Source organism: Propionivibrio sp., from assembly GCF_041441355.1.
GTDB lineage: Bacteria > Pseudomonadota > Gammaproteobacteria > Burkholderiales > Rhodocyclaceae > Propionivibrio.
Map to the genome: position 1 here is coordinate 1 of NZ_JASDTF010000043.1, position 12,246 is coordinate 12,246.

At 65.7% G+C, this 12,246-nt stretch carries 12 protein-coding genes, 1 tRNA gene and 1 riboswitch; of the genes, 6 read left to right on the forward strand and 7 right to left on the reverse strand.

The window, feature by feature from the left end:
* The 3 genes from QMB55_RS14330 to QMB55_RS14340 all read right to left on the reverse strand — a co-directional run.
* On the reverse strand, positions 1 to 745 hold a 745-nt coding region (locus QMB55_RS14330), incomplete at its 3' end, for a PhoH family protein (RefSeq protein ID WP_497589413.1).
* Entirely contained in the window at positions 742 to 2,079 is a 1,338-nt protein-coding gene (gene miaB, locus QMB55_RS14335) for a tRNA (N6-isopentenyl adenosine(37)-C2)-methylthiotransferase MiaB (protein ID WP_497589414.1), read from the reverse strand. The genes miaB and QMB55_RS14330, both read right to left, overlap by 4 nt.
* 12 nt (positions 2,080 to 2,091) lie before the next feature.
* Entirely contained in the window at positions 2,092 to 2,454 is a 363-nt protein-coding gene (locus QMB55_RS14340) for a hypothetical protein (RefSeq protein WP_497589415.1), read from the reverse strand.
* Between the two features lie 175 nt (positions 2,455 to 2,629).
* Here QMB55_RS14340 and QMB55_RS14345 point away from each other — a divergent pair.
* Positions 2,630 to 2,706 (forward strand) — tRNA-Met (locus tag QMB55_RS14345).
* A gap of 97 nt (positions 2,707 to 2,803) precedes the next feature.
* Here the strand turns inward: QMB55_RS14345 and nrdG are convergent.
* Together nrdG and nrdD are read right to left on the reverse strand one after the other, a co-directional pair.
* The gene (gene nrdG / locus QMB55_RS14350) at positions 2,804 to 3,262 is read right to left on the reverse strand and encodes an anaerobic ribonucleoside-triphosphate reductase activating protein (RefSeq protein WP_497589416.1); all 459 of its coding nucleotides are present in this window, start codon (positions 3,260 to 3,262) and stop codon (positions 2,804 to 2,806) included.
* Positions 3,259 to 5,460, reverse strand: a complete 2,202-nt coding sequence (nrdD, locus tag QMB55_RS14355) for an anaerobic ribonucleoside-triphosphate reductase (RefSeq protein WP_497589417.1) — start codon at positions 5,458 to 5,460, stop codon at positions 3,259 to 3,261. The genes nrdG and nrdD overlap by 4 nt, the downstream gene beginning before the upstream one ends.
* 318 nt (positions 5,461 to 5,778) lie before the next feature.
* Positions 5,779 to 5,978, reverse strand: a riboswitch (cobalamin riboswitch).
* Positions 5,979 to 6,205: 227 nt separating this feature from the next.
* Between nrdD and hemA the strand changes: the two genes are divergently transcribed.
* From hemA to grxD, 4 genes are all read left to right on the forward strand, one after another.
* Entirely contained in the window at positions 6,206 to 7,453 is a 1,248-nt protein-coding gene (hemA, locus tag QMB55_RS14360) for a glutamyl-tRNA reductase (protein ID WP_497589418.1), read from the forward strand.
* Positions 7,454 to 7,518: 65 nt separating this feature from the next.
* Positions 7,519 to 8,601, forward strand: a complete 1,083-nt coding sequence (gene prfA / locus QMB55_RS14365) for a peptide chain release factor 1 (RefSeq protein WP_497589419.1) — start codon at positions 7,519 to 7,521, stop codon at positions 8,599 to 8,601.
* Positions 8,598 to 9,443: a peptide chain release factor N(5)-glutamine methyltransferase gene (gene prmC / locus QMB55_RS14370; protein WP_497589420.1), complete on the forward strand. Its 846-nt coding sequence runs from the start codon at positions 8,598 to 8,600 to the stop codon at positions 9,441 to 9,443. Before prfA ends, prmC begins: the two co-directional genes overlap by 4 nt.
* Before the next feature lie 56 nt (positions 9,444 to 9,499).
* Positions 9,500 to 9,823: a Grx4 family monothiol glutaredoxin gene (grxD, locus tag QMB55_RS14375; RefSeq protein ID WP_497589421.1), complete on the forward strand. Its 324-nt coding sequence runs from the start codon at positions 9,500 to 9,502 to the stop codon at positions 9,821 to 9,823.
* A gap of 60 nt (positions 9,824 to 9,883) precedes the next feature.
* Here grxD and QMB55_RS14380 read toward each other — a convergent pair whose 3' ends face one another.
* On the reverse strand, positions 9,884 to 10,243 hold the full coding sequence (locus QMB55_RS14380) for a carboxymuconolactone decarboxylase family protein (protein WP_497589422.1): 360 nt from the start codon (positions 10,241 to 10,243) through the stop codon (positions 9,884 to 9,886).
* A 151-nt stretch (positions 10,244 to 10,394) separates the two neighbouring features.
* Between QMB55_RS14380 and QMB55_RS14385 the strand changes: the two genes are divergently transcribed.
* A complete protein-coding gene (locus QMB55_RS14385) occupies positions 10,395 to 10,937 on the forward strand; it encodes a hypothetical protein (protein ID WP_497589423.1) in 543 nt (180 codons plus the stop codon).
* A 6-nt stretch (positions 10,938 to 10,943) separates the two neighbouring features.
* Here QMB55_RS14385 and QMB55_RS14390 read toward each other — a convergent pair whose 3' ends face one another.
* On the reverse strand, positions 10,944 to 12,230 hold the full coding sequence (locus QMB55_RS14390; protein WP_497589424.1) for a protein kinase domain-containing protein: 1,287 nt from the start codon (positions 12,228 to 12,230) through the stop codon (positions 10,944 to 10,946).
* Positions 12,231 to 12,246: the final 16 nt, after the last annotated feature.

The following is a 12,246-nucleotide window of genomic DNA, read 5'->3' on the forward strand; positions in this document are numbered from 1 at the left end:
CGGGCGTGGTGTTCTGCGCCTCGTCGAGGATGATGAAAGCGTGGTTCAGCGTGCGTCCGCGCATGTAGGCGAGCGGGGCGATTTCGATTGCGCCGCGCTCGAAGAGCTTGGCCACCTTGTCGAAGCCCATCAGGTCGTAGAGCGCGTCGTAGAGCGGGCGTAGATAAGGGTCGACCTTCTGCGCCAGGTCGCCGGGGAGGAAGCCTAGGCGCTCGCCGGCCTCGACCGCCGGGCGGGTGAGGACGATGCGCTGCACCAGCTCGCGCTCGAAGGCGTCGACCGCCGAAGCCACGGCGAGGTAGGTCTTGCCGGTGCCGGCGGGGCCGGTGCCGAAGGTGATGTCGTGTTCCTGGATCTGCTTGAGGTACTCGACCTGGCGCGGGGTGCGGCCGTGCAGGTCGGACTTGCGCGTCATCAGCGCCGGCGAATGGCCGGGAGCGGCGGCATCATGCCGGCCGGGGCGATTGATGAGTTCGATCAGTCCGAGCTGGATTTCGTCGACGGTGAGCGAGGCCTTGGCGCGGGCGTAGAAGGTCTGCAGCGCCTCCGAGGCCAGCGCGGTCTGGCTGCGCTCGCCGCGAATGGTGAAGCGCTCGCCGCGGCGGGCGATGGTCACGTCGAGCGCGGTTTCGATCTGGCGCAGGTTTTCGTCGAGGGCGCCGCACAGGTTGGCTAGCTGGGTGTTGTGGACCGGCGAGAGGAGCAGGTCCACGGCCTTGGGTTTTGGCGGCGCCTTGGTGTTCATGATTCGCGGGTGACGATTTCGCCGCGCAGCGAGTGCGGCAACGCGGCGGTGATGCGCACGTCGACGAAGCGGCCGGTGAGGCGTGCCTGTCCTTCGAAATTGACGATGCGGTTGTTGTCGGTACGCCCGGCGAGTTCGCGTTCGTCCTTTTTCGAGAGGCCTTCGACGAGCACGCGTTGCACGCTGCCGACCATGGCCTGCGAAACCTCCTGCGCGAAGGCGTCGATGCGCTGCTGCAGGCGTTGCAGGCGTTCGAGCTTCACCTCGGGCGGGGTGTCGTCGGCCAGTTCGGCCGCCGGCGTGCCGGGGCGCGGGCTGTAGATGAAGGAGAAGGAGGCGTCGAAACGCACGTCCTCGATCAGCTTCATCGTCTTTTCGAAATCCTCGGCGGTCTCGCCGGGGAAGCCGACGATGAAGTCGGAGGACAGGGAGAGGTCGGGGCGCGCTGCGCGCAGCTTGCGCACCAGGCTCTTGAACTCGAGCGCCGTGTAGCCGCGCTTCATCGCTGCGAGGACGCGGTCCGAGCCCGACTGCACCGGCAGGTGCAGGTGCGAGACGAGCTTGGGCGTTTGGGCGTAGACGTCAATCAGGCGCTGCGACAACTCGCGCGGGTGCGAGGTGGTGTAGCGGATGCGCTCGATGCCGGGAATCTCGGCGATGTATTCGATCAGCAGGGCGAGGTCGGCCTTCTCTTCGCTGCCGGCCATGGCGCCGCGGTAGGCGTTCACGTTCTGGCCGAGCAGGGTGACTTCGCCGACGCCCTGTGCGGCGAGGCCGGCGACTTCGGTCAGCACATCGTCGAAGGGGCGAGAGACCTCCTCGCCACGGGTGTAGGGCACGATGCAATAGGTGCAGAACTTGCTGCAGCCTTCCATGATCGAGACGAAGGCCGCGCCGCCCTCGACCTTGGCCGGCGGCAGGTGGTCGAACTTCTCGATCTCGGGGAAGGAGATGTCGACCTGCGGCCGGCCAGCGGCGCGCCGGTCGGCGATCAGCTGCGGCAGGCGGTGCAGGGTCTGCGGGCCGAAAACGACGTCGACGTAAGGCGCGCGGGCCACGATGGCCTCGCCTTCCTGGCTGGCGACGCAGCCGCCGACGCCGATGATCAGGCCGGGTTTTTCCTTCTTCAGCAGGCGGACCCGTCCGAGGTCGTGGAACACGCGCTCCTGCGCCTTCTCGCGCACCGAACAGGTATTGAAGAGAATGATGTCGGCGTCGTCGGGGGTGTCGGTCTTGACGATGTCTTCAGAAGCGGCGAGCACGTCGGCCATCTTGTCCGAGTCGTACTCGTTCATCTGGCACCCGAAGGTGCGGATGAACAGTTTTTTTGCCATTGAATTGCTCTGCTATTTCTTTTGCGGGTAGGTGGTGGCTTCGGTGGGCTGCAGCATCCAGACGCGGTGCACGGCGCCCGAGGCGTCGGTGAGGAAGACCACGTCGTTTTTGCCCTGGATGGACATCGGCATGATGATCAGGTTCTGCCGATTGCGGAACTGCGACACCGGCGAGAGGGCCAGGAGCTTGCCGTCGATCATCACCGTGCCGTCGCCGGGCGGCGGCTGCATCACCCCGATTTTGGCATCGGGCGGCAGGGCCCGCTGCGCGGCATACAATTCGAGCTGTGCGGCGGCCTCGGGCGAAGCGTTCTGCATCGCAGCCTCGATGACGGCGCTGACGACGGACGCGATGAGCGATGAAGGAATCGGCATGGCGGCATTATAAAGCAGACCGGACCCGCCCGCGGCATTCCGATATGTCCCTCGTGCGGTGAGAAAAACCGCGTTGCCGCATGGGGTTAGCGCAAGCCGCCGGGTAGTTCGAGCGGTGAGCTCTCCGAAGCGCTTGACCGGCTCGCGACGGCCCCCTATAATTCCGCGCCTTCAAGGTGATGTAGCTCAGTTGGTTAGAGCGATGGATTCATAACCCATAGGTCGGCAGTTCAATTCTGCCCATCACCACCAAATTCAAGAGGCCGTCGATCCGCAAGGTTCGACGGCCTTTTCGTTTCTAGGGCCGGATATGGCAGCAGTGCGCTCAGCGCATCTGCCTGCCCGTCCGCTAAATCGTTTCGCCGCTCGCCAGCCGGATCAGGCGCTGGTTGTCGGAGCCGCGCCAGGGTTTTGTGGTCGGCAGGTCTTTCAGGTAAGGGCCATCGATCAGGACGTCGACGTCTTGCAGCAGCGGCAGGTGCTGGACTTCTTCGTGGCGGTAGCCGGTCCACAGCCAGATGTCTTTGTCCGGGTAGCGCTGCTTGAAGCGGCGGCACAGGTCGGCGACCGCGGTGCGGTTGGCGGGGAACAGCGGATCGCCGCCGGAGAGACTCAGCCCGTCGTGTTCGGCGCAGAGGTCGAGGATGCGGTCGCGGATCGCTTCGGTGAAGGGCTGGCCGGCACGCCGGTCCCAGGTGCTACGGTTGTAGCAGTCGGGGCAGGCGTGCGCGCAACCGGTGACGAACAGGGTGAGCCGCAGCCCTTCGCCGTTGACCACGTCGCAGGCGTAGTAGCGGTCGTAGTTCATGCCGGCAGGGCTTCGGGCTGCTCCTGGTCAGCCTCGGTGATGCTCTCTTCTGAGGCGGCGCCTTGGGCGAGGTGCTTGACGCGGCGGATCACTTCCTTCTGTTTGCCGGCGTTGAAGGGGCGCGCGTTGGGGCTGCCGAGGTAGCCGCAGACCCGGCGGGTCACCGAGAGGCTGGCGCTGTCCCGGTTGCCGCAGTCGGGGCAGGTGAAGCCTTCGGCGGTGGCGAGCGCTTCGCCCATGAAGCCGCATTGGCCGCAGGAGTCCACCGGGGTGTTGGTGCCGAAGTAAGGCACGTGCTCGATGGCGTGGTCCCAGATTCGCTCCAGCGCCTTGAGGTTGTGGCGCATGTTGGGCAGTTCGACGAAGGAGATGTGGCCGCCCGAGGCCGAGTCGGAGTAGCCCTTTTCGTACTGGATCTTTTCGAAGGGATTGACCTTGCGCGCCACGTCCAGGTGGAAGGAGTTGGTGTAGTAGCCCTTGTCGGTGACGCCGGGAATTTCGCCGTAGCGCGCGGTGTCGAGCTTGCAGAAGCGGTGGCAGAGCGATTCGCTGGGGGTCGAGTAGAGCGAGAAGCCCCAGCCCGATTCACGCTTCCAGCGCCGCGCGGTGGTGGCGAGGTGGCTGACGACGCGACGCAGGAAGTCCTGCAGCACGGGGTTGTCGAAGGGATGCTCGCCGCCGGACATCAGCAGCGCGACTTCGTGCAGGCCGATGTAGCCCAGCGAGATGGAGGCGCGGCCGTTGCGGAAGAGGTCGAGAATCTCATCGTCGGGCTTTAAGCGTACGCCGAAGGCGCCCTCGGTGTAGAGGATGGGCGCGATGTTGGCCTTCACGCCTTCGAGGCGCCGGATGCGGGTCATCAAGGCCTTGTGTGCCAGCGTCAGGCGTTCGTCGAGGAGTTCGAAGAAGCGCGCTTCGTTCTGCCGCGCCTCGATGGCGATCCGCGGCAGGTTGATGCTGACCACGCCGAGGTTGTTGCGTCCGTCCAGCACTTCGCGGCCGTTTTCGTCCTGCCATGCGGACAGAAAGCTGCGGCAGCCCATCGGCGACACGGGGACGCTCGATCCCGTCAGTTGCCGGTTGAGTTTGGCGGAGATGATGTCCGGATACATGCGCTTGGAGGCGCATTCCAGGGCCAGTTGCTTGATGTCGTAGTTCGGGTCGCCGGGCTTGAGGTTGAGCCCGTCCTCGATGAAGAACACCAGCTTCGGGAAGACGGGGGTGATGCCTTCCTTGCCCATGCCCTTGATGCGCACCTGCAGGATCGCGCGCTGCACGGCGCGCGCTTGCCAGCTGTCGCCCATGCCGAAGGAAAAGGTGACGAAGGGCTGCTGGCCGTTGGACGAGAACAGGGTGTTGATCTCGTACTCGCAGGCCTGGATGCCGTCGTAGGTTTCCTTCTCGGTGCGCTCGCGCGCGTAGCGTTCGGGGTCGGGGATGCTGTATTGCCGGGCGATCTCGAGGTTCTTCTCGTAGGTCTTCTGGACGTAGGGGGCGAGCGTCTGGTCGATGTTCGGGATCGTCGTGCCGCCGTACTGATGGCTGGCGACCTGGGCGATGATCTGCGCGGTCACGGCGCAGGCGACGCCAACGGACTTCGGGCTTTCGATGCCGGCGTTGCCCAGGTGGAAGCCGTGCTCCAGCATGCCCTTCAGATCGACCAGGCAGCAGTTGGTGAATGGCAGGAAAGGCGAGTAGTCGAGGTCGTGGTAGTGCAGGTCGCCGCTCTCGTGCGCCTGGCGCACGTCCTTGTCGAGGAAGTTGCCGGCGAACTGCTTGGAGACGATGCCGGCCATCAGGTCGCGCATTACCGGGAAGACGTTGGCATCCTTGTTGGCGTTCTCCGTCACCGCTTCTTCATCGGTCTTGTCCACGAGGCCCATGAGCTGGGCGTGTAGGGCCGAACCGCGCACGCGGATGCTGTCGCGGTCGTGGCGATACTCAATGTAGAGGCGCGCGACTTCGGGGTGCGAGCGCATCAGGGCATTTTCGACGTACTTCTGGATCGTCGGGATGTCCAGGACCGCATCAGCGTCGGTGTGCTGGCGGCACCGCTTCTCGACTTCAGCGGCGACGGACAGCGCCAGGGCGCTTGGATTGTCGACGCGCGCGGCCAAAGCCGCCTTCTGGCAGGCCGTGGCGATCTTGATGATGTCGAAAGCGGCGCTCGTGCCGTCGCGCTTGAGTACTGTGTGCATAGAAACTTCCTATTGTCGAAGCGCCTTCATGGCGTGCGAAGCCGCAGGGCCGTGACGCTGATCCAAAAAACAAAACCGATGCCCTGCGCCGTGTTTTGGGGGCAGGGCGTATGCGCTCGACGCTTCGGTTCGGCCGAGGTCGGGCGCTTGCGTGCATGGGCGGGCGAGGTGGTCGAAATCCGCGGGGCCGGCATGCGCAGCGGCGCGCCGTGAACGCGAACGCTGCCCTGGGGGATGATCCCGCTGGGCGACGCCACTTGTACGGATACCGGCCGCAACACGTTCATCCTTTCGTCAGGGACACCCCGTCCCCTCATTGATTGGAACGTTGTTGGGGCAGGTCTCCTGGCTCTCGGGTCGGTGCGTTCCGCCGGCCTTCCCGGACGCATCCAGTGGCAGGGAGAGGCGGAACGCTCGCCGATGACAGTTGCGGGGGCAGCTCCGGATTTCTGGCTTGGGGCCGGGCACCGGATTCCCTTTTAATCCCCGGTCGGGGAACCATCAACAGGCGGGAGTCTATAAGCGATGCCGGCGGCGGGTCAAGTGCAGAATACTACCGGTAGTGGTTTTCTGGTGCTTATGCACTAGATGTAGCGGTTTTGTGCCAAAGTCGCTGCCTGCGGCGATGTGCGGGCGAGCGGCCACTGAGTAAGCGTTGCCTGGCGTTCATTTTCCGTGGCGTCGAAAGGGCGCGCGAGGTGCTGATATATAATGCCGCCTTGTCCGCTCTCCCGATTTGTCCCCCATGGCGTTGCTCACCCTCGGCCTGAATCACCGCACGGCGCCGCTTTCGGTGCGCGAGCGGCTGGCCTTCCATACCGAGGAGTTGCGCCGCGCCTTGACCGACCTCGCGAGCTCCGGCCAGGTCTACGAGGCGGCGATCCTGTCGACCTGCAACCGCACCGAAATCTACTGCCAGAGCGATACGCCTGATGCCGCGGTGCGCTGGCTCGCCGATTACCGGCAGGTGGCGGGCAGCGATTTTTCGCCCTACCTCTACACTCATCCGGGGCGCGAAGCCGTGCGTCACACTTTCCGGGTGGCGAGCGGGCTTGATTCGATGGTCCTGGGCGAGCCGCAGATTCTCGGTCAGATGAAAGAAGCGGTGCGCATTGCGCGCGAGACCGGGACCTTGGGCGTGACGCTCGACAAGCTTTTCCAGAACGCCTTCTCGGTGGCCAAGGACGTGCGTTCGACGACGGCGATCGGCGAGAACATCGTTTCGATGGCTGCCGCCGCGGTACGCCTCGCGGGGCGCATCTTCGAGCGCTTGTCCGAGCAGCAGGTGCTGTTCATCGGCGCTGGCGAGATGATCGAGCTGTGCGCGGCGCATTTTTCGGCGCAGCAACCCAAGCGGCTGGTCGTCGCCAACCGCACGCTCGACCGCGGGCGGGCGCTGGCCGAGCGCTTCGGCGCCACCGCGATCCGGCTCGAGGAGGTCGGTGAGCGGCTGCACGAGTTCGACATCGTGGTGACCTGTACCGCCAGCCAGTTGCCGATCCTCGGCCTGGGGCTCGTCGAGCGGGCAATACGGGCGCGTCGGCGGCGGCCGATGTTCATGGTCGACCTCGCCGTGCCGCGCGACATCGAGGTCGAGGTCGCCGCACTCGACGACGTCTTCCTCTATACCGTCGACGACCTCGCCCAGGTCATCGAATCGGGGCGGGAAGCGCGTCAGACGGCGGTTGATGGCGCCGAGAGCATTGTCCACGCACGGGTCGAAAGCTTTTGCGGTTGGCTCGAGAGCCGCCAGTCGGTGCCGCTGATCCGGGCCCTGCGCGACGGCGCCGAGCGCAGCCGCCGGCACGAGGTCGAACACGCCTTGAAGCGACTGGCGCGCGGCGAGGCGCCCGAAGCGGTGCTCGAACAGCTGTCGCAACGCCTGACCAATAAATTTCTGCACGCGCCGACGCAGGCGCTCGGCCAGTCCGACGCCGGGCGCGAAGAAATGCACGCCGTCGTCCGGCGCCTTTTCGGCCTCCACGGCGAGTAGCGCCGTGCCTTGCGCCGCGGGCGAACCGCCGGCGGCGAGAACGCGAATCCATAGACCAAGACACGATGAAACAGAGCATCCGCGACAAACTTGAAAGCCTCGTCGGCCGCCTCGACGAACTCGACCGCATTCTGGCCAGCGGCGAGGCGACGCGCGACATGGACCAGTACCGCAAGCTGACGCGCGAACACGCCGAGCTTGGCCCGGTGGTCGCCCTGTACAAGGAGTGGCAGCAGGCCGAGGCCGACATCGCGACGGCGCGCGAAATGCTGGCCGATCCCGAGATGAAGGAACTGGCGGAGCTGGAGATCGAGGCCGCCGAAGCGCGCCTGCCCGGACTGGAGCTCGAGCTGCAGAAGCAGCTCCTGCCCAAGGACGCCAACGACGAGCGCAACGTCTTCCTCGAAATTCGCGCCGGCACGGGCGGCGACGAGTCGGCGCTGTTCGCCGGCGACCTCTTCCGCATGTATTCGCGCTACGCCGAGCGCCAGCGTTGGCAGGTCGAGGTCGTCTCGGCCAACGAGTCCGAACTGGGCGGCTACAAGGAAGTCATCGCCCGGATTTCCGGGCAGGGCGTCTATGCGCGGCTCAAGTTCGAGTCGGGCGGGCACCGCGTACAGCGGGTGCCGGCGACCGAGTCGCAGGGGCGCATCCACACCTCGGCGTGCACCGTCGCGGTGATGCCCGAGGCTGACGAGCTGGAGGCCGTGCAGATCAACCCCGCCGACATCCGTATCGACACCTTCCGCGCTTCCGGCGCCGGCGGCCAGCACATCCAGAAGACCGATTCGGCGGTGCGCATCGTGCACCTGCCGACCGGCATCGTCGTCGAATGCCAGGACGGGCGTTCGCAGCACAAGAACAAGGCGCAGGCGATGTCGGTGCTGGTGGCGCGCATCCGCGACATGCAGGAGCGCGAGCAGCACGCGCGCATCGCCTCCGAGCGCAAGAGCCTGATCGGCAGCGGCGACCGTTCCGAGCGCATTCGTACCTACAACTTCCCGCAAGGGCGGGTGACCGACCACCGCATCAACCTGACGCTGTACAAGATCGACATGATCATGGACGGCGACCTCGACGAAGTCTTCGGCGCCCTGACTGCCGAACATCAGGCCGAGCTGCTCGCGGCACTGGCCGACAACGCATGACTGCAAGCCTCTCCCGCGCGCAGGCCCTGGCCGACGCGGCGCCGCAGATCGGCCGGCGCGAAGCGCGCGAGCTCCTGCTGCTCGTCTGTGCGTGTTCGCACGCCGAGCTGATCGCGCGCGGCGATGCGGTGCTGGCTGAGGACGAGGCGGTGCGCTACGCCGACCTCGTGGCCCGCTGCGCAGCGGGCGAGCCTCTCGCCTACCTGCTCGGCAGCGCCTGGTTCGCCGGGCGCGAGTTTGCGGTTTCGCCCGCGGTGCTGATCCCGCGCCCCGACACCGAGGTGCTGGTCGAACAAGGCTTGGCGGCGATCGCCGGAAAGACGGCGCCGCGCCTCGTCGATCTCGGCACCGGTTCGGGCATCGTCGCGGTGACGCTGGCTTTGACGCGGCCCGATGCCGAAGTGAGCGCGGTCGACATCTCGCCCGCGGCGCTTGACGTGGCACGCAGCAACGCGGCGCGGCTCGGCGCGACGGTGCGTTTCCTCGCCGGCGACTGGTTCGCGCCGCTCGCTGGCGAGTGTTTCGATCTCATCGTCAGCAATCCACCCTACGTGGCGGCGGGCGATCCGCACCTGACGCGCGACGGCCTGCCCTTCGAGCCGCAAGGGGCGCTCACCGACGGCGTTTCCGGGGGCGACGGGATGGCCTGCATCGCGCATCTGGTGGCGCACGCCGCCGCGCACCTGACGCCGGGTGGCGCGCTGCGCATTGAACACGGCTACGATCAGGCGGTCAAAACCCGCACTTTGCTGCTGGCCGCGGGGTTTACCGAGGTCGATTCCTGGCGCGACGGCGCCGGCATCGAGCGGGTCAGCGGTGGCCGATGGCCCGCGCCGGCGTGAGTGCCGGCGCGCGGGTCGAGGCAAGATTTCTCTTTGATTGATAAACGAGGTTAGACATGGACGTGCAGGACATCATCCAGGAACAGGTCACCACTCACCCCGTGGTGCTTTACATGAAGGGCACCCCGCAGGCGCCGATGTGCGGCTTTTCGGCCACCGCCGTGAAAATCCTGCAGGCCTGCAACCTGCCGCTCTTCTTCAGCGTGAACGTACTCGAAGACAGCGCCATCCGCGAAGGTGTCAAGGTCTTCTCCGACTGGCCGACGATTCCGCAGCTCTACATCCGCGGCGAGTTCATCGGCGGCTGCGACATCATGCGCGAGATGTTCCAGAGCGGCGAGCTCAAGCAATTGCTCGAAGGTATCGCCGCACCGGACTGAGTTCGAAATCGCGCCGAGGACAAGCCGCCTGCGGGCGGCTTGATCTTTTTGGCGCCGGATTTAGGCGGTCGGCGCGTTGCCAGCGGTGAATTCCTCGTAGGCGCGCACCGCTTCGGCGGCATACATCAGGGTCGGGCCGCCGCCCATGTAGGTGCAGATGGCCAGCGTTTCCATCAGCTGTTCCTTGGTGACGCCCAGACGGATCAGGGTTTTGACGTGGAAGCCGATGCACGCATCGCAGCGGCTGGAGACGCCGATCGCCAGCGCGATCAGTTCCTTGTCGAGTGCCGACAGGGCGCCGGGCGTGAGCGCGGCCTTGGACATCGCCCCGAAGCCCTGCATGGTTTCGGGGATTTCCTTGCGCAGCGTGGCGAGGGCCTTGGAAACGTCGGTGGTGATGGTGGTGAAGGATTTGCTCATCGTGTTCTCCCTAACGCATATTAGAAAACTCTAATTTAGCACATCGTTTCGGGCGCGGGAAGCAAAACTTGCTTGGCATCGATGCGGCAGGCTGGCCTAGAATCGGAACTGGAGCGTTTGGCGGGCGGCCGCCGGCAGTAAGGAGAGAGACATGACGAACGATGCTAAAGGGACGGGCGGCGCGCGCCGGCTTGTCGGGGCAGTGGCATTTGTACTGGCTTTGGGCGGGTGCGCTTCGTACAGCGGCTATTCGCTCAAGGCGGGGGTGGCGACCGAGCCCGAAGTTGTGTCCACGATGGGCGCGCCGGCGATGCGCTGGCTCGAGCCCGATGGCAGCGTCCAGCTGGCGTATCCGCGCGGCCCGGCCGGGACGCAGACCTTCATGGCTTACCTCGGGCCGGACGGCAAGCTGCTGCGCATCGACAAGGTGCTGCGGCCGGAGGTGTTCGCCCGCATCCAGCCGGGGATGACGCAGGAGCAGGTGCTGCGCCTGATCGGCCCGCCGCAGCCGCACTGGACGCAATACTTCAAGGCGCGCGACGAGTTGGTGTGGGAGTGGCTGTTCTGCGACAACTGGAATCAGGAGGCCTTCTTCGACGTGCTCTTTGACGGCACCAGCAAGCTTGTGCGCTCGACCATGCAGCGCCAGAACCTCAACGGCTGGGACGGCGTGCCCCCGGGCTGCGGCCAGTAATGGGAATCAGGCCGACGCGAGGCGGGCGTTGGCCAGCGCCAGCCGGGCGGCGAGGACTTCGAGGAAGCCCTGATAGAAGTGCATGCGGCAGGTTTCCGACGCCTGCTGCAGCGCGGCCCCGTCGACGCGCACGATCTTGGCCTCGGTGAGCGCAACAACGTCGGCACCGCGTAGGTGCGGCCCCTTGCCGATGACTGCCATCTCGCCGAAACAATCGCCGGCGGTGAGCAGGTTGAGGATGCGGCCGTTCTTGGTGACCTTGAGTTCGCCCTCGACCAGAAAGCAGAAATAGTCGCCCTCATCGCCGTCGTTCAGGATGGCCTCGCCTTGGGCGACGCGGCTCCAGCGCGAGAAATGCAGGGTTTCCCAGATTTCGGCGTCGGCAAAGTCGGCGAAGAAGGGCATCTCGCGCAGCAAGTCAAACTTCTCGGTGTCGGCGAAGCCGCGCCGCTTGCTGCCGAACTGTTTTTGCCGGAAGGCTTGCGCCAGGTCGTGTGAAAAATCGGCCCAGCTCGCGTAACGCGTTTCGAGGTCCTTGCTCATCGCGCGCGCGACGATGGCGTCGATCACCGGCGGGATGCCGGTGCGCAAGGACGAGGGGGGCAGCGGCTCGCTGTTGATGATCTGGTAGACCATGCTGTAGTTCGAGCTGGCCTGGAAGGGCAGTTGCCCGGTGAGCAGCTGGTACATCACCACGCCCAGCGAATAGATGTCGGTGCGGTGGTCGAGCGGAAGTTCCTTGACCTGCTCGGGCGACATGTAGGCGGGCGAGCCGATGCCGGTGACCTGGGTGCGCTCGGGGCCGTCGACCAGCGCGGCGCCGAAGTCGGAAATCTTGATCTCGCCCCGGCTGGGGTCGTCGCCGGAAAACAGGATGTTGGCCGGCTTGATGTCGCGGTGGGTGATGCCGCTGCGGTAGGCAAAGTCGAGCGCACGCGAGCACTTGAAGACGATCTCGACGATGCGTTCAGGCGAGAGCAACGTTTGCGCGTGGCAGCAGGCTTCGAGGGTTCCGCCGGCAACGTATTCCATGACGATGTAGCACAGTTCCTCGGCGACCACCGCGTCGTAGATCTGTACGATGTGCGGATGAACGAGGCGGCCGACCAGCGCCGCTTCGTTCATGAACAGGTGGGTGTAGAGCGTGCCGCGTTCAGCGTGGCGCAGGGCGGCGGGCGTGGCGATCTTGATCGCCACGTCGCGCTGCGCGAAGGGGTCGTGCCCGAGATAGACGGTGGCGGTGGCGCCGCGGCCGATTTCATGGATCAGCGAGTATTTGCCGATCTTGTCCATGGCGCCCCCGGGGTGC

Bases quoted from the DNA above. Each gene is read 5' to 3' on its own strand.
- miaB (WP_497589414.1), bottom strand. From the start codon at position 2,079: ATGGCAAAAAAACTGTTCATCCGCACCTTCGGGTGCCAGATGAACGAG.
- QMB55_RS14340 (WP_497589415.1), bottom strand. From the start codon at position 2,454: ATGCCGATTCCTTCATCGCTCATCGCGTCCGTCGTCAGCGCCGTCATC.
- nrdG (WP_497589416.1), bottom strand. From the start codon at position 3,262: ATGAACTACGACCGCTACTACGCCTGCGACGTGGTCAACGGCGAAGGG.
- nrdD (WP_497589417.1), bottom strand. From the start codon at position 5,460: ATGCACACAGTACTCAAGCGCGACGGCACGAGCGCCGCTTTCGACATC.
- hemA (WP_497589418.1), top strand. From the start codon at position 6,206: ATGGCGTTGCTCACCCTCGGCCTGAATCACCGCACGGCGCCGCTTTCG.
- prfA (WP_497589419.1), top strand. From the start codon at position 7,519: ATGAAACAGAGCATCCGCGACAAACTTGAAAGCCTCGTCGGCCGCCTC.
- prmC (WP_497589420.1), top strand. From the start codon at position 8,598: ATGACTGCAAGCCTCTCCCGCGCGCAGGCCCTGGCCGACGCGGCGCCG.
- grxD (WP_497589421.1), top strand. From the start codon at position 9,500: ATGGACGTGCAGGACATCATCCAGGAACAGGTCACCACTCACCCCGTG.
- QMB55_RS14380 (WP_497589422.1), bottom strand. From the start codon at position 10,243: ATGAGCAAATCCTTCACCACCATCACCACCGACGTTTCCAAGGCCCTC.
- QMB55_RS14385 (WP_497589423.1), top strand. From the start codon at position 10,395: ATGACGAACGATGCTAAAGGGACGGGCGGCGCGCGCCGGCTTGTCGGG.
- QMB55_RS14390 (WP_497589424.1), bottom strand. From the start codon at position 12,230: ATGGACAAGATCGGCAAATACTCGCTGATCCATGAAATCGGCCGCGGC.